Raw genomic sequence first — 17,586 nt, 5'->3', positions numbered from 1 at the left:
ACGGTGGCCGTCGTCGGCGGCGGGGTGGTCGGCCTGACCTGCGCGCTCGAGCTCGCGCGGGCCGGCCACCGGGTCCGGCTGCACACCGCCGACCCGTGGGCGGCGACCACCTCCGCCGTGGCCGCCGCCATCTGGTTCCCCTACCGGGCCGCCCCCGCCGACGCCGTCCTGCGGTGGGGCGCCACCTCCCTCGGCGTGCTCACCGCGCTGGCCGGCGACCCGGCCTCCGGCGTGCGGATGCGCCCGGGCACCTACCTGCACCGCACGCCCGACCCCGACCCGTGGTGGACGCCGGGCATCCCGGGCGTGCGGCCGGCGACGCCGGAGGAGCTGCCGCCGGGCGTCCCCGCCGGCACTCGCTGCACGCTGCCGGTGGTCGACACCGGCGACTACCTCCCCTGGCTGGCCGCCGCGTGCGCCGCGGCCGGCGTGACCACCGTGCCCGGCCGGGTGGACGCGCTGGACGGCGTGCCCGGCGACGTCGTCGTGGTGGCCGCGGGCCTGGCGTCCGGGCCGCTGCTCGGCGACGACACCGGCGTCCCCGTGCAGGGCCAGGTCGTGCGCCTCGCCGACCCCGGGATCGGCGAGTGGCTGCTCGACGAGGAGGGCCCGGCCGGGCTGACCTACGTCGTCCCCCGCGGCCGCGACGTCGTCGTCGGCGGGACGGCGGTCGAGGGCGCCACCGGCCGCGAGCCCGACCCGGCGGTGGAGGCGGCGATCCTGGAGCGGGCGTGCGCGCTGGTCCCGGCGCTGCGCGGGCAGCCGGTGCTCTCGCGGGCGGTCGGGCTGCGGCCGGGCCGGCCGACCGTGCGGCTGGAGCGGCTCGACGTCGGCGGGCGGCCGGTCGTCGCCTGCTACGGGCACGGCGGCGCCGGCGTCACCCTCTCCTGGGGCTGCGCGGCCGAGGTGGCGGACGAGGTGGCCGCCGTGGCGAGCGCCCTGGCCTGAGCGTCGGCCAGCAGGAGCCAGGCCTGCGCTTCGGGCGAGTGCCCGGGGCGGTCGAACCGGGGCGCGGCCGCGGCGCCGGTCACCCGCCCGAGGACGTCGAGCGCCGCGACGACGTGTGCGAGCAGCGAGCGGCCGACGTCGGCGTACCCGCGCGGCAGCCACCCCTCGCGCGCGCCGGCGAGCGCGGCCCAGGCGAGCATCGCGGCGACCGCGGTGTCCGGCGGGGAGGCGGCGTCGTCGAGCACGTCCCCGAACGACCCGTCGGGACGGCGGTGCGCGAGGCAGGCGTCGAGGTGCGCGCGGGCCTCCGCGGCGAGCCCTGACCCCGGCAGGAGGGACACCGCCCGGGCGAGCGCCGCGGCCACCCAGCCGTTGCCGGTGCCCCAGGCGCGGCCGTCGGACGGCGCGCCGGCGTCGTCGTCCCAGCGCGCCCGCCACAACCCGTCGGGGCGCCGCAGCCGGGCGCGGTGCCCGGCCAGCTGCGCGAGCGCGGCCTCCCCGTGCCCGGCCGCGGCCAGCGGCGGCACCACCATGAACACGGTGTCGGCCCACACCTCGCGGCCGCCGAGCAGGTGGAACAGCGTGCCGTCGGCGGCGCGGGGCGCGCCGGTCAGCAGCCAGTCGCGCTGGCGGGCGGCCGCGGCGGCGAGGCCGGCGTCGCCGTCGCGGCGGGCCACCCGGTCGACGTACTCCCCCACCACGCCGCCGTTGACGCTGCAGGCCGGGTCGAGCTCGGCCAGCCGGCCGTCGGGCAGCTGCCGGGCGACGGCGTCGTCGACGAGCGCGCGCAGCGCCGCGGCCTCACCGCCGGCGTCGAGGACGGCGGCGGTGAGGCCCTGGTCCCAGGAGTGCCGCTGGCAGACCAGCAGCGCGTCCAGGACGCGGCGGCGCGTCTCCCCGGCTAGAACGAGATCTCCTCGCCGTCCTTGAAGATCCGGCCGGTGACGGTCGCGGGCTCGCGCAGCAGCGCCAGCGCGCCGGCCGCGCTCTCCTCGACGGTGCCGGGCGCGGACTGCCCGCCGAGGTCGGTGCGCACCCAGCCCGGGTCGAGGGCGTTGACCGCCACCTCCCCGCGCAGCTGCGCGGCCTGCATGAGCACCAGCCCGTTGAGCGCGTACTTGCTCACCCGGTAGCTGCCGATCCCGGGCTCCCCCATGCCGTCGCGGGTGCCGGCGCCGGAGCTGACGTGCACCACCTGCGGCTCGCGCCCGGCCCGCAGGCACGGCAGCAGCGCGAGCACCAGCCGGTGCGGGGCCACGAGGTTGACCGCGAGCGTGTCCTCCAGCGTGCCGGCCGGCTCGTCCTCGAACCGCTCGTCGCGGGCGAGCATGACCCCGGCGTTGCTGAGCAGGACGTCGAGGCCGCCCCAGCGCCGGGCGACCGCCTCGGCCAGGACCGCCGGGGCGGCCGGGTCGGTCAGGTCGGCGACGAGCGGCTCGAAGCGGCCGGGGCCGGTCACCTCGGCGGCGAGGGCGTCCAGCCGGCCGGCGTCGCGCGCCGTGCCGAGCACGTCGGCGCCGGCGGCCACCAGGGCGCCGACGACGGCCCGCCCGACGCCGCGGGAGGCGCCGGTGACGAGGACCCGGCGGCCGGTCAGGTCGCGACCGGCCGCCGGCCCTGCCGGGGATGCCTGCGTCACTGCGCCTCGCGGTGGCGGCGGAGCACCTCGGCGTAGACCCGGCCGCTGTCCTTGACGGTGCGCCGCTGGGTCTCGTAGTCGACGTGCACCAGCCCGAAGCGCTGGGCGTAGCCGCGGGCCCACTCGAAGTTGTCCAGCAGCGACCAGGCGAAGTAGCCGCGGACGTCGGCGCCCTTCTCGATCGCGGTGGTCATCGCGGCGAGGTGGCGGAGCAGGAAGTCCACGCGCTCGGGGTCGTGCACCGCGCCCTCGGCGTCGACGACGTCGTCCCACGCCGAGCCGTTCTCGGTGATGACCAGCGGCACCCCGGGCGCCCGCGAGCCGATCCACAGCAGCAGGTCGGTGAAGGCCTCGGGGCTGATGCCCCAGCCCATCGTGGTGGTGACGCCGACCGGGTCGAGCTCGAGGACGTCCTCACCGCCGATGAACGACGTCGGCTTCTCCGCGGGGCGCGGGCCCGCCTGCACGGTGGACTCGAAGTAATAGTTGACGCCCAGCCAGTCCAGCGGCGCGGCGATGACCTCGAGGTCGCCGTCGCGGATGGGCAGCGGGGCGCCGGCGGCCTCGAGGTCGGCGACGACGTCGGCCGGGTACTCGCCGTTGACGGCCGGCTCGAGGAACATCCGGTTCTGCTGGCCGTCGAGGCGCCGGGCGGCGTCGAGGTCGGCGGCCGAGTCCGAGGCCGGGTTCATCGGCGTGAAGTTCAGCGTGATGCCGAACGAGTCCACCCCGGCGGCGCGCAGCCGGCCGGCGGCGAGGCCGTGGCCGAGCAGCAGGTGGTGGGTGGCGGCCGAGGCGGCGACCGGGTCCTGCAGGCCGGGGGCGTGCAGGCCGCTCATGTGGCCGAGCAGCGCGCTGCACATCGGCTCGTTGAGCGTCGACCAGTGCCGCACCCGGTCGCCGAGGGCGTCGACGACGACGGCCGCGTAGTCGGCGAACCGCTCGGCGGTGTCGCGGTCGGCCCAGCCGCCGCGGTCCTGCAGCGCCTGCGGCAGGTCCCAGTGGTACAGCGTCAGCCACGGGTCGACGCCGGCGCCGAGCAGCTCGTCGACCAGCCGCCGGTAGAAGTCCAGGCCGCGCTGCTCGACGCGGCCGCTGCCCTCGGGCAGCACCCGCGGCCACGACACGGAGAACCGGTAGGCCGAGAGCCCCAGCTCCTCCATCAGCGCCACGTCGGCCGGGTAGCGGTGGTAGTGGTCGACGGCGACGTCGCCGGTGTGGCCCTGGAAGGTGCGGCCGGGCGTGTGGCTGTAGGTGTCCCAGATCGAGGGGCCCCGCCCGTCCTCGGTGACGGCGCCCTCGATCTGGTACGCGGCGGTCGCGGCGCCGAAGACGAAGCCGGGCGGGAACGTCAGGCCGGCGAGCAGGTCCTCGCGGGCGTCGGTGGTGGTCACGGCGGGGGTTCTCCTCGGAGCAGGGGATCGGGAGCAGGAGGTCGGGCGGAGGTCAGGGGCCATCGCGGCGGCGCCGCGGCGACGCCGTCGCTGGTGGGGGGATGGATCGGGCGCTAGTCGATGCGCTGCTGGGAGACCGGGTCGAACACGTGCAGGCCGCCCTCGCGGACCCGCAGGTGCACCGTCTCCCCCACCGCGGGGGCGGAGCGCGGCTCGGTGCGCACCACCAGGTCGGCAGTGTGCAGGACGTCGCCGTCGTCGGAGGCACCCAGGGTGGCGTAGAGGAAGGCGTCCGAGCCGAGCTGCTCGACCACGTTCACCACCACAGGCACGCCCTCGGGGGCGAGCTCGACGGCCTCGGGGCGGAAGCCGACGGTCACCCGCCCGCCGTCGCCGGCGGCGCGCAGCAGCCGCTCGCGCGGCACCGGCAGCACCGCACCCGCGAGCCGGACGCCGCCGTCGACCACCGGACCGGTGATGACGTTCATCGCCGGCGAGCCGATGAAGCCCGCGACGAAGGTGTTGGCCGGCCGCTCGTAGAGCGTCCCGGGGGTGTCGCACTGCTGCAGGAGGCCGTCCTTGAGCACGGCCACCCGGTCGCCCATCGTCATGGCCTCGACCTGGTCGTGGGTGACGTAGACGGTGGTGACGCCGAGGCGCCGCTGCAGCGCCGCGATCTGGGTGCGGGTCTGCACGCGGAGCTTGGCGTCGAGGTTGGACAGCGGCTCGTCCATGAGGAACACCTGCGGGCTGCGGACGATCGCGCGGCCCATGGCCACCCGCTGCCGCTGGCCGCCGGACAGCGCCTTGGGGCGCCGGCCCAGGTAGTCCTCGAGGTCGAGGATCTTCGCCGCCTCGGCGACCCGGGTGGCGATCTCCGACTTGGGGACGCCCGCGATCTTGAGCGCGAAGCCCATGTTCTGCTCGACGGTCATGTGCGGGTAGAGCGCGTAGTTCTGGAAGACCATCGCGATGTCGCGGTCCTTGGGCGGCGCGTCGGTGACGTCGCGGTCGCCGATCCGGATGCTGCCGGCGTCGATCTCCTCGAGGCCGGCGAGCATGCGCAGCGAGGTGGACTTGCCGCACCCGGAGGGGCCGACGAGGACGAGGAACTCGCCGTCGCCGATCTGCAGGTCCAGGCCGTCGACCGCCGGGCGGTCGGACTTCGGGTAGATGCGGGTCGCGGAGTCGAAGGTGACGGTGGCCATGGCTCAGGCGCCTTCCGGGCAGGAGGTGGGGGGAACGGGGGTGGACGGGCGCCTCATCCCTTCACCGCGCCCTGCATGATGCCGCCGACGATCTGCTTGCCGAGGACGACGAAGACGACGAGCACCGGCAGGGTGCCGACGAGCGTGCCGGCCATGATCACCGCGGTGTCAGGGACGTAGCCGCCACCGAGACCGGCCAGCGCGACCTGCACGGTCGGGTTCTCGCTCGTGAGGGCGATGATCGGCCAGAAGAAGTCGTTCCACGCGGTGAGGAAGGTGAGCATCGCGAGCACCGCCATGGCCGGGCGGGCGACCGGGACGACGACCGACCAGAAGGTCCGCATCGTCGAGGCGCCGTCGACGCGGGCGGCCTCGAGCAGCTCGTCGGGCAGCGCCTGCGACAGGAACTGCCGCATGAAGAAGACGCCGAACGCGCTGACCAGCGTGGGCAGCACGACCGCCTGGAGGTGGTCGACCCACTGCAGCTGGGCGATGAGGATGAACAGCGGGATGATCGCCAGCTGCGTCGGCACCATCATCGTGCCGATCACCAGCCCGAGCAGCGTCTTGTTGCCCCGGAAGCGCAGCTTGGCGAAGGCGAACCCGGCGAGCGTGCTGCACAGGACGGTGCCCACCGTGATGCAGCCGGCGACGATGACCGAGTTGACGATGGCCAGCCCGATCGGCGCCTCCTCCATGGCCCGGCCGATGTTGGTGAACAGGTCGGCGTCGGGGAGGAACGGCGGCGGGGTGCCGGCGAGCTCGGCGTTGGTCTTCGACGCCGCGACCGCCGTCCAGTACAGCGGGAAGACCGACAGGAACGCGGTCAGGACCAGCAGCACGTGGGTGAGCGGCCCGGCGGAGGTGACCTTGCGGGCGCCGCGGCGGCGGGTCCGGGTGGGGGTGGCGGCCGGCGCGGTCGCCGTCTGCTCCGGTGCGGAGGCGAGGGTGGTCATGACGGCTCCTACCGCTCGGCCCGGGCGCGGCGGCGGGCGATCAGCCCGTAGACGCCGACGACGACGAGGATGATCAGGAACATGGTCCAGGCGGTCGCGGCGGCCTGGCCGAGGCGGAAGTTCGTCCAGCCCTGGTCGTACATGAGCAGGCCGAGGGTCTGGTACTGGTTCGAGACGCCGCCGTTGGTCATGCCGTTGCCGCTGAACAGCAGCGGCTCACCGAACAGCTGCACCGCGCCGATGGTCGAGACCACGATGGTGAACAGGATCGTGGGCCGCAGGGCCGGGATCGTGACGTGCACGAACTGCTTCCAGCGGCTGGCGCCGTCGAGGGTGGCGGCCTCGTAGAGGTCGTTCGGGATGGCCTGCATCGCGGCCAGGTAGATGAGCGCGTTGTAGCCGGTCCAGCGCCAGGTGACGATCACCGAGATGGCGATCTGGCTGGTCCAGCTGCCGCTCTCCCAGTCGATGCGGTCGAAGCCGACGGCCTCCAGCAGCGTGTTGATCAGGCCGTAGTCGTGGCCGAACAGCTGCGCGAACACGAGCGTGGCGGCGGCGATGCTGGTCGCGTAGGGCATGAGCATCGCGACGCGGAAGAAGGTGCGGCCGCGGAGCCGGTAGTTCAGCAGGTGCGCCAGTCCCAGGGCGATGGCCAGCTGGGGCACCGTGGAGAGGATGCCGATGGTGAGGGTGTTCCTCGCGGCGTTCCAGAAGAACTCGTCCTGCAGCAGCTCGGTGTAGTTGCCGAAGCCGACGAAGACCGCGCCGTCGAGGTCGGAGAGCCGCACGTCGTGCAGCGAGATGTAGGCGGTGTAGAGGAACGGGTAGAGGCTGAAGGCGGCGAAGAGGAGGAAGAACGGGGCGACGTAGGCGTAGCCCCAGCGGTTGCGGGTGAGCCGGGACCGCCGCCGGCGGGCGGCCGTTGCGGGTGCGGGCGGGACGGACGGCGGTGGTGCGGCGGCCGCCGCGACCCGGGGGTCGTCGCTGGCGATGGTCATGCGGGGTGCCTCACTGCGGTGTGCGGGCGGGAGGTGCGGGGGCCGGCGAGGTGCCGCCGACGTGGTGCCGGCCGGTGCCCGGGCGGGTGGACGCGCTCGGGCACCGGCCGGGGTCTGTCAGCCTCCGGTGACCTGCTCGATCTCCGCGAGTGCTGCCTGGAAGGCGTCGTCGGGTGAGGTCCCGTCGGCGACCGTGCTCAGGGCGTTGGTGAACGCCTCCTGGATCTGGGTGTCGTAGGGGCCGATCGGCGTGAACTGCAGCGCTGCCGCCGAGTCCGCGAAGATCTGCCCGACCGGCGCGCCGCTGAAGTACTCGTTGGTCGCGCTCGACACCTGCGGGTCCTCCGCCGCCTCCTGGCTGGAGGGGAAGTGGGCCTCCTCGGTGAACATCTTGATCTGCTGCTCGGGGGCGGTCAGCCACTCGACGAGGGCGATGGCCTCCTCGCGGTGCTCGCTGTTCTCGGTCACGCCGAGCCAGGAGCCGCCCCAGTTGCCGGCACCGCCGGGCAGCGGCGCGACGTCCCAGGCGCCCGAGGCCTCCTCGCCGGCCTGCTCGCTGATGTAGCCGAGCATCCAGGCCGGGCAGGAGATGGTGGCGAAGGCGCCGTTGGCGAAGGCGGAGTTCCACTCGTCGCCGAACTGGATGAGGTTGGCGGTCATCCCCTCGGCGGCCGCCACGGCGGCGTCCTCCCAGGCGGCGGTGACGCCGGGGCTGGTCTCGGGGATGGGGTTGCCGCTCTCGTCGTTGTAGGCGGTCTCGCCCTGGTAGACCGCGGCGGAGAAGACGCTCGCCGGGCTGTCGACGAACGAGGTGCCCTCCGGCTTGGTCGGCGAGGCGTCGTACTCGCGGCCGAGCTCCAGGTAGCCCTCCCAGGTCGACCAGCGGGAGGCGAGCTCCGTGCGGTCGGTGGGCAGGCCGGCCTGCTCGAACAGGTCGCGGCGGAAGCACATGGCCTCGGGACCGGCGTCGGTGCCCAGGCCGATGACCCGGCCGTCCTCCGTCGTGGCCGGCTCGACCTTCCAGTCGTAGTAGTGGCCGAGCAGCTCGTCGGCGTTGCCCTCGGCGGCGAAGTCGACGAACGCGTCGGCGTGGTTCTCGACGACGTCGGCGACGAAGCCGATCTCGATGCCCTGGATGTCGGCGAGGCCGGAGCCCGCCGCGAGCCGGGTCTGCAGGGCCCGGTAGTAGTCCGCCGACCGCTCCACCGAGGTCTCCTCGATGCGGATGTCGGGGTTCAGGCGCATGTACTCGTCGTACAGCCCGGCCTGCTCGAACCCGAAGGTCCCGAACAGGCCCAGGTCGAGCGTGACGGTGCCGTCGTCGGCGGAGCTGGAGCCCCCGCAGCCGGCGGCCAGGAGCGAGGCGACGAGGGCGGCGCCCAGTGCGGCCCTGCGTCTCGGGGGAACGGTCATCGGTCCTCCTGGATCGGTTCCCGAACGACCTCGTCCGGGCTACTGTGTCCGGCGTGAAAGCGCTCTCACGACCGGCTGGGAGGAGAGTGATGGGGACCACACCCGCCTGTCAAGTACGACTTCGTGCGATTCGCGGAACCGCCCGGGCCGTGCACCATGGACCCCGACCGCGACCCCAGGAGGACCCGTGACGACGCTGGCCGGACGCGGCTCCTCACCCACGCTCGACGAGGTCGCCGAGCTCGCCGGCGTCTCCCGGGCCACCGTGTCGCGGGTGGTCAACGGCTCGCCGAAGGTCCGCCCGGAGGCCCGCCGCGCCGTCGAGGCCGCCGTCGCGCAGCTGCACTACGTGCCCAACCCGATGGCCCGCAGCCTGGTCACCCGGCGCACCGACACCATCGCCCTGGTGCTGTCGGAGTCCAACGCCCAGGTGTTCTCCGACCCGTTCTTCGCCCGCGTCTTCCGCGAGCTGTCGGAGTCCCTGGCCGACACCGAGATGAACCTCGTGCTGCTCGCCGCGCGGGGCGAGCGCGAGCAGGAGAAGGTCGGCCGCTTCGTGCGGCAGGGCCACGTCGACGGCGTCGTCCTGGTCTCCCCGCACCGCGACGACACGCTGCCCCGCATGCTCGACGAGGCCGGTGTCCCGCTGGTGCTGTCCGGCCGGCCGCCCGACGGCCGCGACCTCTGCTACGTCGACGCCGACAACACCGGCGGGGCGCGCACGGCCACCGAGCACCTGCTCGGCTCGGGCCGGCGGCGGGTGGCCACGGTGACCGGCCCGCAGGACATGATCGCCGGCCTCGACCGCCACGCCGGGTACCGCGAGGCCCTCGAGGCCGCCGGGCTGCCGGTCGACGAGCGGCTGGTGGCCGAGGGCGACTTCACCGAGGCCGGCGGCGCCCGCGCCATGGCCGCGCTGCTGGAGCGCGCCCCCGACCTCGACGCCGTCTTCGTCGCCTCCGACCCGATGGCGGTGGGCGCCCTGCGGGCGCTGCGCGAGGCCGGGCGCACCGTGCCCGGCGACGTGGCGGTGGTCGGCTTCGACGACGCGGCCGTGGCGGCCACCTGCGACCCGCCGCTCACCACGGTGGCGCAGCCGCTGGAGGACATGACCCGGCTGATGAAGGAGCTGCTGTTGTCGCAGGTCGAGGGCCAGGAGGGGGTGCGGGCGCGGGTCTGCCCCACCCGCCTGGTCCGGCGCGCAAGCGCCTAGGGGAGGAACTCGACCCACGCCCCGGGTCGGAGGCGGGCCCGCGACCCGGGGATGAGGTCCCACGCGTCCCCGCCGTGTCACCGGACCCGTCCGTCACACCGTCCCCATCGTTGCCGCACGCGCCGGGCCCCGGCGCGCCCGGCACACGATGGAGGACACATGCAGCACTCCGGTACGGCGAGACGTCCCCGCCCGTCGGCGGCCGCCCGCGGGCTGACCGTCACCGCCTCCGCCGCCCTGGCGCTCGCCGCGCTGCCGGCCGGCGTCGCGGCGGCGGGCGGGGGCACCACCTGGGTGGTCTCCCCCGGCGAGTCGATCCAGGCCGCGGTGGACCAGGCGAGCTCCGGCGACACGATCCGCATCGAGGCGGGCACCTACGAGGAAGCCGTCTGCGTCGACGGCAAGGGCCTGACCATCGTCGGCGAGGGCCGCGGGGAGGACGGCACGCGGATCGTGTGGCCCGAGTGGACCACCCCCGACCAGCTGCCCGAGGTCGCGCCGACCGCCTGCTGGGAGGCGCAGAACGGCGGGGACCCGGAGACCGACCCGGGCACCCTGCGCGACGACGTCTCCGGCCTGTTCTTCCTCCACCCCGACGGCCCGGTGCGGGTCAGCCACCTGTCCACCTGGAACCACCCGGCCAACGGCATCGCCGCCTGGGGCGCCGACGGGTTCCGCGTGCACAAGACCGCGGCGCACGCGCACGAGCGCTACGGCATCCTCGCCGCGGACTCCACGCACACCCGGATCTCGCGCAACGTCCTCCGGGGCCTCGACCGGGGAACGGCCGAGGCGCCGAACAGCGGCACCGCGGGCATCGGCGTCACCGACTCGCACGAGGCCTACGCCGACGTCGTCGCCAACGACGTCCGCGGCTACAACCTCGGCGTCTTCGCCCGCGAGTCGCGCGTCGGCGTCGTCCGCAACAACTACGTGGCGGGCAACTGCGTCGGCATCCTCGTCTTCGACGACGCGGCGACCGAGATCCCCGACTTCAGCGGCCGCGTCGAGGGCGGCGACTGGCAGCTGAAGTGGAACGAGGTGACCGGCAACGACCGCTTCTGCCTCGCCGGCGTCGGTGAGGCGCAGGCGTCGCTGCGCGTCTCGGGCACCGGGATCTCGGTGGTCAACGCCGACACCGTGTCGATCCGGCACAACGACGTGCACGACAACGTGCCCGCCGTCGACCCGGCCTCGCTGCAGTTCCCGGCCGGCGGCCTGACCCTGGTGTCACTGCCGCCGTTCAACAACGCCGGCGGGGTCGACCCCGGCCCGGTGGACGGCGTCGTCGTCACGGACAACGACCTGACCGGCAACGCGCCGGTCGACGTGCTGCTCAGCTCGCCGCAGGTCAGCCCGTTCCTGCGGGACGTCGGGGCGGTCGAGTTCGAGGACAACGTCTGCGGGTCCAGCGTCCCCGCGGAGCTCTGCGCGCCCTGAGGCACGACCGGGGGCCCTCCGCCGGAGGGTCCCCGGTCACCCCGCCCAGTCGGGACGGGCGGCGTCGACCGCCCAGACGACGGCGCGGCCGCCGCCGGGCCGCAGCACGACCCCGTCCGGCACGCCCGGCCCGTCGTCGCCGAGCCACAGCCGGGCGTCGGGCCGGCCGAGGTCGACCCACCCGGCCGGGGCGCGCAGCACCTCGTGCGACGGCGCGGCGCCCGGGTCGGCGGCGCGCAGGTGGCACTGGAGCACGCGGGCGCCCGCGGGACCGGCGACCTCGTCGTGGTCCAGGCCCGTCCCGGCGCGGAGCACCCCGACGTCACCCGCCGCCAGCGGCGCGTCCCCGCCCCAGCGGTGGGTGAGCGACCCCTCGAGGACGACGGCGACGACGTCGACCGCGCGGTGGGCGTGCACGCCGTAGCCGGCGCCGGGCGGGAGCCGGTCGTCGGTGACGCGCAGCAGCGGGCCGAGCGACCCGTCGCCGGGCTCGAGCAGCGGGACCCCCTCGACGGCGGTCACCGCGCGGCCTCCTCGGCCTCCCGCTCGGGCAGCGCCGCCGGGCCGCCGGGCAGGCCGCCGAGGACGAGCGCCACCGCCAGCGACCAGGCCAGGCCCAGAGAGAGCCCGCCGACGACGTCGGAGACGAAGTGCACGCCGAGCCAGGCGCGGGTGAGGCCGACGAGCACCGCCAGCGCCACGCCGGCGGCGACCGCGGCCCGCCGGCCCGGGGCGGTCAGCCGCGGCCAGGCCAGCACCAGCGCCACGGTGACCAGCGTGGCGATGCCGGAGGAGTGCCCGCTCGGGTAGCTGAGGCCCGGGTAGTCCAGCCCGCCGTGCTCGAAGGCCGGGCGGGCGCGGCCGGCCAGCTCCTTGAGCCCGGTCGTGACCGGCCCGATCGCGGTGATCGCCACGACCACCCACAGCAGCGTGCGCCAGGCGCGGCGGGCTCCGAGCCAGGCCAGCACCGGGAGGAACACCAGCACGCGGAACCAGGTGACGCCGGGGGTGGTGAGCACCTCGAGCAGGCCGCCGACGAACGGCGAGCGGTCGTCGCCGGCGTAGAGCGCCCGGCTGAGCGCGTCGTCGAGGCGGACCTGCGGGGTCCACCCGGTGACCACCCCGGCGCCGAGCACCCCCAGCACCGCCAGGCCGCCCCCGATCGCGGTCAGCACCCGGCGGCGGGCGCGGGCGGGCCGGGACAGCGGCGGGGCGGGGACCACTCCCCCACTCTCCCCGACGCCCGCACGCGTGACACGCTGGCCGCCGTGCCAGCCCGCGGGACCGACCCGCCGCCGTCCGCCGCGACGCTGCGGCGGCTCGAGCGCGCGTCGGGGGCCATCGCCACCCGCGCCGTCGCCCGCATGGACGAGGACCTGCCGTGGTTCCGCGCCATGCCGGCCGACCAGCGGTCCTGGGTCATGCTCGTCGCGCAGGCCGGCATCGCCTCGCTGGTCGAGTGGTGCCGCAACCCCGGCCGACCGCCGCGGCTGACCGGCGAGGTGTTCGGCGCGGCGCCCCGCGACCTGGTGCGCGCGGTGCCGCTCAAGCAGACCGTCGACCTGGTCAAGCTCACCGTCGAGGTGATGGACGACCACGTCGAGTCGGTGGCCGAGCCCGGCGACGCGGTGCCCCTGCGGATGGCGGTGCTGCAGTTCAGCCGCGAGGTCGCCTTCGCCACCGCGCACGTCTACGCCAGCTTCGCGGAGAACCGCGGCGCCTGGGACGCCCGGCTGGAGGCCCTCGTCGTCGACGCGCTGGTGCGCGGCGAGCGCACCGAGGAGCTGCCCGGCCGCACCGCCGCCCTGGGCTGGGCGGGCACCGAGCCGGTCACCGTGCTCGTCGGCGCCGCGCCGCCCGACGGCGACGCGCACGCCGCGGTCCGCCGCGCCGCCCGTTCCAGTGGCGGGGAGGTGCTCGTCGGCGTGCACGCCGAGCAGCTGGTGGTGGTGCTCGGCGGCGCCGAGGACGTGGCGGCCGCCGCCGCCCGGGTGGCCGAGGAGTTCGGTCCGGGCCCGGTGGTGCTCGGGCCGGTGGTCGACCGGCTCAGCGCCGCGGGCGGGTCGGCCGCGGCGGCGCTGGCGGGGCTGCGCGCGGCCCGCGCGTGGCCCGGCGCCCCGCGCCCGGTGTCGGCCGACGCCCTGCTGCCCGAGCGCGCCCTCGACGGCGACCCGCTGGCCCGCGCCGCGCTCTCCGAGCGGGTGGTGCTGCCGCTGCGCGGCGCCGGCGGCGAGGTGCTCGAGACGGTGCGCGCGGTGCTCGCCGGCGGCGGCAACCTCGAGGCCAGCGCCCGGGCGCTGTTCGTGCACCCGAACACCGTGCGCTACCGGCTCAAGCGCGCCGCCGAGCTCACCGGGCAGGTGGCCACCGACCCGCGCGGGGCCTGGACGCTGCACGTCGCGCTCGCCCTCGCCGACCTCGACGGCGGCCGCTCGCTCTGGCACTGAGCGCGCGACCGCAGTGTGGTCCCCACCACGGATCGGCGCCGCGACGGCCCGGCGAGGCCCGCCACTTGTAGGGACCCTCCAAAGAGCGGTGGTGTCCTTTCGTCGCGGCCGAGCGCGCGGGAGGCCCGCTCCTCTGACACGGTGAGGAGGTGCTGGCCGTCCTCGCCCCCGGACAGGGTGCCCAGAAGCCCGGGATGCTCACCCCCTGGCTGGATCTCCCCGGAGCCGAGTCGTTCTTCCGCTGGGCCGGCGCGATCGCCGACGCCGACCTGCTGACGATGGGCACCACCGGCGACGCCGAGGCCATCCGCGACACCGCGGTCACCCAGCCGCTGGTCGTCGCCATGAGCCTGTTCGTCGCCCGCGAGCTCGGCGGCCTGCCCGGCCCGGTGGCGCACTCGCCGCACACCGGCCGCGACGTCGTCATCACCGGCCACAGCGTCGGCGAGCTCACCGCGGCCGCGCTGGCCGGCGTGCTGTCCGTGGAGGCCGCGATCGCGCTGACCGCCGTCCGCGGCCGGGCCATGGCCCGCGCCTGTGCGCTCACCCCCACCGGCATGTCGGCCGTGCTGGGCGGCGACCCCGACGAGCTCGCGGCGGCGCTGGAGCGGCACGGCTTGGTCGCGGCCAACCTCAACGGCGGCGGGCAGACCGTCGTCGCCGGCCCGGTCGACGGGCTCGCCGCGCTGAAGGCCGAGCCGCCGGCCAAGGCCCGGGTGGTGCCGCTGTCGGTGGCCGGCGCGTTCCACACTGCCTACATGGCGCCCGCCCGCGAGGAGCTCGAGGGCCTCGTCGGCGGCCTGCGCCCGGCCGACCCGAGCCGGCTGCTGCTGTCCAACGCCGACGGCGCGGCCGTCGGCTCCGGCGCCGAGGCGCTCTCCCGCCTGGTCAGCCAGGTCACCAGCCCGGTGCGCTTCGACGCCTGCCTCACCACCCTGCGCGAGCTCGGCGTCACCGCCGCGATCGAGCTGCCGCCGGCCGGCGCCCTGGCGGGCCTGGCCAAGCGGGAGTGGAAGGGCTCCGACGTCGAGGTGCTGGCGCTGGCCGGCCCCGACGACCTCGACCGCGCCCGCGCCCTCATCGACGCCGCCCGCGGCCGCCCCGAGGCCGAGCACCAGCCCGACTGGCGGGTCGTCGTCTCCCCCGCCCGCGGCACGGTCAGCCCCGCCGACGTCCCCGAGGGCACCCACCTGCCCGCCGGCACCCCGCTGGGCTGCGTGCGCAGCCGCCGCGAGGAGGTCAAGGTCTCGGCCGGCTACGACGGCGTGCTCGCCGAGTGGCTGGTGCACGAGGGCGACCTGGTCGACGCCGGCGACCCCCTCGCCCGTCTCTACCCGGAGGTCCCCGCGTGAGCATCCGACTGCCCGCCGGCGCGCCCGGCGCGCGCATCCTCGGCCTGGGCGGCTACCGCCCGCGGCGCCGCGTGACCAACGACGAGCTCGCGCAGGTCATGGAGACCAACGACGAGTGGATCCGCACCCGCGTCGGCATCGCCGAGCGCCGCTGGGCGTCCGAGGACGAGACCCTCGTGGAGATGTCGGTCGCCGCCGGCGGCAAGGCGCTGGCGGCCAGCGGCCTGGCCCCCGACGAGGTCGACCTGGTGATCCTCGCCAGCGCCAGCCTCACCGAGCCCATCCCGGGCATCGGCCCGCAGGTGGCCCACCGCCTGGGCATCCCCCGCCCCGGCGCCTTCGACCTCAACGCCGGGTGCGCCGGGTTCTGCTACGCGCTGGAGGTGGCCTCGTCCGCCATCCGCGCGGGCTCGGCGCGCAACGCGCTCGTGGTCGGCGTCGAGCGGCTCACCGACGTCGTCGACAAGACCGACCGCTCCACCGCGGTGATCTTCGCCGACGGCGCCGGCGCGGCCGTCCTCGGCGCCTCCGACGAGCCCGGCATCGGTCCGGTCGCGTGGGGCAGCGACGGCGACCAGTTCTCCGCGATCGAGATCGCCGCGGGCACCGGCACGATGACCATGGCCGGCCAGGCCGTCTACCGCTGGGCCACCACCCGGCTCACCGACACGCTCGTGCAGGCCATGGAGTCCGCCGGCGTGGAGGCCAAGGACGTCGACGTCTTCGCCCCGCACCAGGCCAACCTGCGCATCGTCGAGTCGATGACGAAGCGGCTCGGCTTCGGCGAGGACGTCGTCGTCGCCCGCGACATCGTGCAGTCGGGCAACACGTCGGCCGCCTCCATCCCGCTGGCGCTCACCGCGCTGCTGGAGTCCGGCGAGGCCAAGAGCGGCGACCTCGCCCTCGTCCTCGGCTACGGCGCCGGGCTCACCTTCGCCGGCCAGGTGCTCGTCCTGCCCTGACCGGCCCCACAGACCCCCGGACCACCGGGACCCGACGGCGGGCAACCCCCGCCTCCACCGAGAGAGAGGACCCCGCGTGAGCGAGGACATCCAGGCAGGTCTGGCCGAGATCCTGGAGGAGGTCGCCGGGGTCGCCCCCGCCGACGCCACCCCGGAGAAGTCGTTCACCGAGGACCTCGACGTCGACTCGCTGTCGATGGTCGAGATCGCCACCGCCGTCGAGGACAAGTTCGGCGTGGCCATCCCCGACGACGAGCTCGGCAACATCAAGACCGTCGGCGACGCGATCAGCTTCATCCAGAAGAACAAGGGCTGAGCCGGTCCCCCGGCCGCCCGCGCCCGCACGTCCCCAGGGAAGGACCGTCATGAGCTCGAACGACGACGCGGTCGTCACCGGCCTCGGAGCCACCACGCCGCTGGGTGGCGACGTCGCCAGCACCTGGGACGCGCTGCTGGCCGGACGGTCGGGGGTCCGCCGCCTCGACGACGAGTGGGTGAAGGAGATGCCGGCCCAGCTCGCCGCCACCCTCGCGGTGGAGCCCTCCGAGCAGATCGACCGGGTCCGCGCCCGCCGGCTCGACCGCAGCCAGCAGGTGGCGGTCGTCGCCGCCGAGCAGGCGTGGGCCGAGTCCGGCGCCGCCGACGCGGGCGTGGCGCCCGAGCGGATCGCCGTCGTCTTCGGCACCGGCATCGGCGGGGCGATGACCCTGCTCGGCCAGGACGACGTCCTGGAGGCCAAGGGCGCCAAGCGCGTCTCGCCCTTCACCATCCCGATGCTCATGCCCAACGGCCCGGCCGCGGCCGTCGGCCTCGCGATCGGCGCCCGCGGCGGCGTGCACGCCCCGGTCAGCGCCTGCGCCTCCGGCGCCGAGGCCATCCGCTGGGGCCTGGACCTGCTGCGCTTCGACCGCGCCGACGTCGTCCTGGTGGGCGGCGCCGAGGCCGTCGTGCACCCGCTGCCCATGGCCGGCTTCGCCGCGATGCGGGCGATGAGCACCCGCAACGACGAGCCCGGCCGCGCCTCCCGTCCCTTCGACAAGGGCCGCGACGGCTTCGTGCTCGGCGAGGGCGCCGCCGCCCTCGTGCTCGAGCGCGCCTCCTCCGCGCAGGCCCGCGGCGCCCGGGTGCACGCCCGGCTCGCCGGCGCCGGCGCCACCGCCGACGGCTACGACCTCGTCGCGCCGCACCCGGAGGGCGAGGGCGCCGCCCGCGCCATCACCGCCGCGCTGCGCGACGCGGGCCTGTCCCCCGCCGACATCGGCCACGTCAACGCGCACGCCACCTCCACGCCGGTGGGCGACACCGCGGAGGCCGCGGCCATCCGCAGCTCCGTCGGCGAGCACGCGCTGGTGGCGGCCACCAAGAGCCAGACCGGCCACCTGCTCGGTGCCGCCGGCGCGCTGGAGGCGGTGTTCACCGTGCTCGCCCTGCGCGAGCAGGTGGTCCCGGCGACGGCGAACCTCGACGACCCCGACGACGACGCCGCGGTCCAGGCACTCGACATCGTCCGCCACGAGCCGCGGAAGGCGAGCCTCAGCGCCGCGGTCAACGACTCCTTCGGCTTCGGCGGGCACAACCTCGCGCTGGTCTTCACGACCGCCTGACCCACTTCCCGC

Annotated in this window: 17 protein-coding genes; 8 read left to right on the top strand and 9 right to left on the bottom strand. The window is 75.7% G+C overall.

Going from position 1 to position 17,586, the window contains the following annotated elements:
* Positions 1-3 precede the first annotated feature (3 nt).
* On the top strand, positions 4-948 hold the full coding sequence (locus BUE37_RS07210) for an FAD-dependent oxidoreductase (protein ID WP_073419339.1): 945 nt from the start codon (positions 4-6) through the stop codon (positions 946-948).
* On the opposite strand, the gene BUE37_RS07205 is transcribed toward BUE37_RS07210, so the two are convergent.
* The 7 genes from BUE37_RS07205 to BUE37_RS07175 form a co-directional block, all read right to left on the bottom strand.
* A complete protein-coding gene (locus tag BUE37_RS07205; RefSeq protein ID WP_073419338.1) occupies positions 855-1,649 on the bottom strand; it encodes a glycoside hydrolase family 88 protein in 795 nt (264 codons plus the stop codon). The two genes, BUE37_RS07210 and BUE37_RS07205, sit on opposite strands and share 94 nt — an antisense overlap.
* A 200-nt stretch (positions 1,650-1,849) precedes the next feature.
* Positions 1,850-2,587, bottom strand: coding sequence for an SDR family NAD(P)-dependent oxidoreductase (locus BUE37_RS07200; RefSeq protein ID WP_073419337.1), 738 nt, complete (start codon positions 2,585-2,587; stop codon positions 1,850-1,852).
* The gene (locus BUE37_RS07195; RefSeq protein WP_073419336.1) at positions 2,584-3,981 is read right to left on the bottom strand and encodes a GH1 family beta-glucosidase; all 1,398 of its coding nucleotides are present in this window, start codon (positions 3,979-3,981) and stop codon (positions 2,584-2,586) included. The genes BUE37_RS07200 and BUE37_RS07195 overlap by 4 nt, the downstream gene beginning before the upstream one ends.
* Before the next feature lie 113 nt (positions 3,982-4,094).
* Positions 4,095-5,189 (bottom strand): ABC transporter ATP-binding protein, encoded by a 1,095-nt coding sequence (locus BUE37_RS07190; RefSeq protein WP_073419335.1) that lies wholly within the window; start codon positions 5,187-5,189, stop codon positions 4,095-4,097.
* A 53-nt stretch (positions 5,190-5,242) separates the two neighbouring features.
* Positions 5,243-6,145 carry a carbohydrate ABC transporter permease gene (locus BUE37_RS07185; RefSeq protein WP_073419334.1) on the bottom strand — a complete coding sequence of 301 codons (903 nt, stop codon included), beginning with the start codon at positions 6,143-6,145 and terminating at the stop codon, positions 5,243-5,245.
* A gap of 8 nt (positions 6,146-6,153) precedes the next feature.
* Positions 6,154-7,143: a carbohydrate ABC transporter permease gene (locus BUE37_RS07180; RefSeq protein WP_073419333.1), complete on the bottom strand. Its 990-nt coding sequence runs from the start codon at positions 7,141-7,143 to the stop codon at positions 6,154-6,156.
* Between the two features lie 117 nt (positions 7,144-7,260).
* Positions 7,261-8,556, bottom strand: coding sequence for an extracellular solute-binding protein (locus BUE37_RS07175; RefSeq protein WP_073419332.1), 1,296 nt, complete (start codon positions 8,554-8,556; stop codon positions 7,261-7,263).
* Positions 8,557-8,743: 187 nt separating this feature from the next.
* On the opposite strand from BUE37_RS07175, the gene BUE37_RS07170 reads away from it, so the two are divergent.
* Both BUE37_RS07170 and BUE37_RS07165 read left to right on the top strand, forming a co-directional pair.
* Positions 8,744-9,769, top strand: a complete 1,026-nt coding sequence (locus tag BUE37_RS07170; RefSeq protein ID WP_073419331.1) for a LacI family DNA-binding transcriptional regulator — start codon at positions 8,744-8,746, stop codon at positions 9,767-9,769.
* Between the two features lie 159 nt (positions 9,770-9,928).
* Positions 9,929-11,209, top strand: a complete 1,281-nt coding sequence (locus tag BUE37_RS07165; protein WP_073419330.1) for a right-handed parallel beta-helix repeat-containing protein — start codon at positions 9,929-9,931, stop codon at positions 11,207-11,209.
* A 36-nt stretch (positions 11,210-11,245) separates the two neighbouring features.
* Here BUE37_RS07165 and BUE37_RS07160 read toward each other — a convergent pair whose 3' ends face one another.
* Together BUE37_RS07160 and BUE37_RS24805 are read right to left on the bottom strand one after the other, a co-directional pair.
* The gene (locus BUE37_RS07160) at positions 11,246-11,731 is read right to left on the bottom strand and encodes a pirin family protein (protein WP_073419329.1); all 486 of its coding nucleotides are present in this window, start codon (positions 11,729-11,731) and stop codon (positions 11,246-11,248) included.
* The gene (locus tag BUE37_RS24805) at positions 11,728-12,432 is read right to left on the bottom strand and encodes a phosphatase PAP2 family protein (protein WP_281248056.1); all 705 of its coding nucleotides are present in this window, start codon (positions 12,430-12,432) and stop codon (positions 11,728-11,730) included. The genes BUE37_RS07160 and BUE37_RS24805 overlap by 4 nt, the downstream gene beginning before the upstream one ends.
* Before the next feature lie 45 nt (positions 12,433-12,477).
* Here BUE37_RS24805 and BUE37_RS07150 point away from each other — a divergent pair, with 45 nt between their 5' ends.
* From BUE37_RS07150 to BUE37_RS07130, 5 genes are all read left to right on the top strand, one after another.
* Complete coding sequence (locus tag BUE37_RS07150; protein ID WP_083628387.1) at positions 12,478-13,656, top strand: PucR family transcriptional regulator; 1,179 nt, start codon at positions 12,478-12,480, stop codon at positions 13,654-13,656.
* 149 nt (positions 13,657-13,805) lie between these two features.
* Positions 13,806-15,008, top strand: a complete 1,203-nt coding sequence (locus BUE37_RS07145) for an acyltransferase domain-containing protein (RefSeq protein ID WP_073419328.1) — start codon at positions 13,806-13,808, stop codon at positions 15,006-15,008.
* Positions 15,005-15,970, top strand: coding sequence for a beta-ketoacyl-ACP synthase III (locus tag BUE37_RS07140; RefSeq protein ID WP_073419327.1), 966 nt, complete (start codon positions 15,005-15,007; stop codon positions 15,968-15,970). The genes BUE37_RS07145 and BUE37_RS07140 overlap by 4 nt, the downstream gene beginning before the upstream one ends.
* A gap of 76 nt (positions 15,971-16,046) precedes the next feature.
* Positions 16,047-16,286 (top strand): acyl carrier protein, encoded by a 240-nt coding sequence (locus tag BUE37_RS07135; RefSeq protein ID WP_073419326.1) that lies wholly within the window; start codon positions 16,047-16,049, stop codon positions 16,284-16,286.
* Between the two features lie 49 nt (positions 16,287-16,335).
* Entirely contained in the window at positions 16,336-17,574 is a 1,239-nt protein-coding gene (locus BUE37_RS07130; protein WP_073419325.1) for a beta-ketoacyl-[acyl-carrier-protein] synthase family protein, read from the top strand.
* Positions 17,575-17,586 lie beyond the last annotated feature (12 nt).

This window comes from Geodermatophilus nigrescens (assembly GCF_900129495.1).
In the GTDB taxonomy this organism is placed as follows: domain Bacteria; phylum Actinomycetota; class Actinomycetes; order Mycobacteriales; family Geodermatophilaceae; genus Geodermatophilus; species Geodermatophilus nigrescens.
Note: the sequence above shows the minus strand (reverse complement) of the source record. Positions and strands in the feature narration are given on the sequence as shown.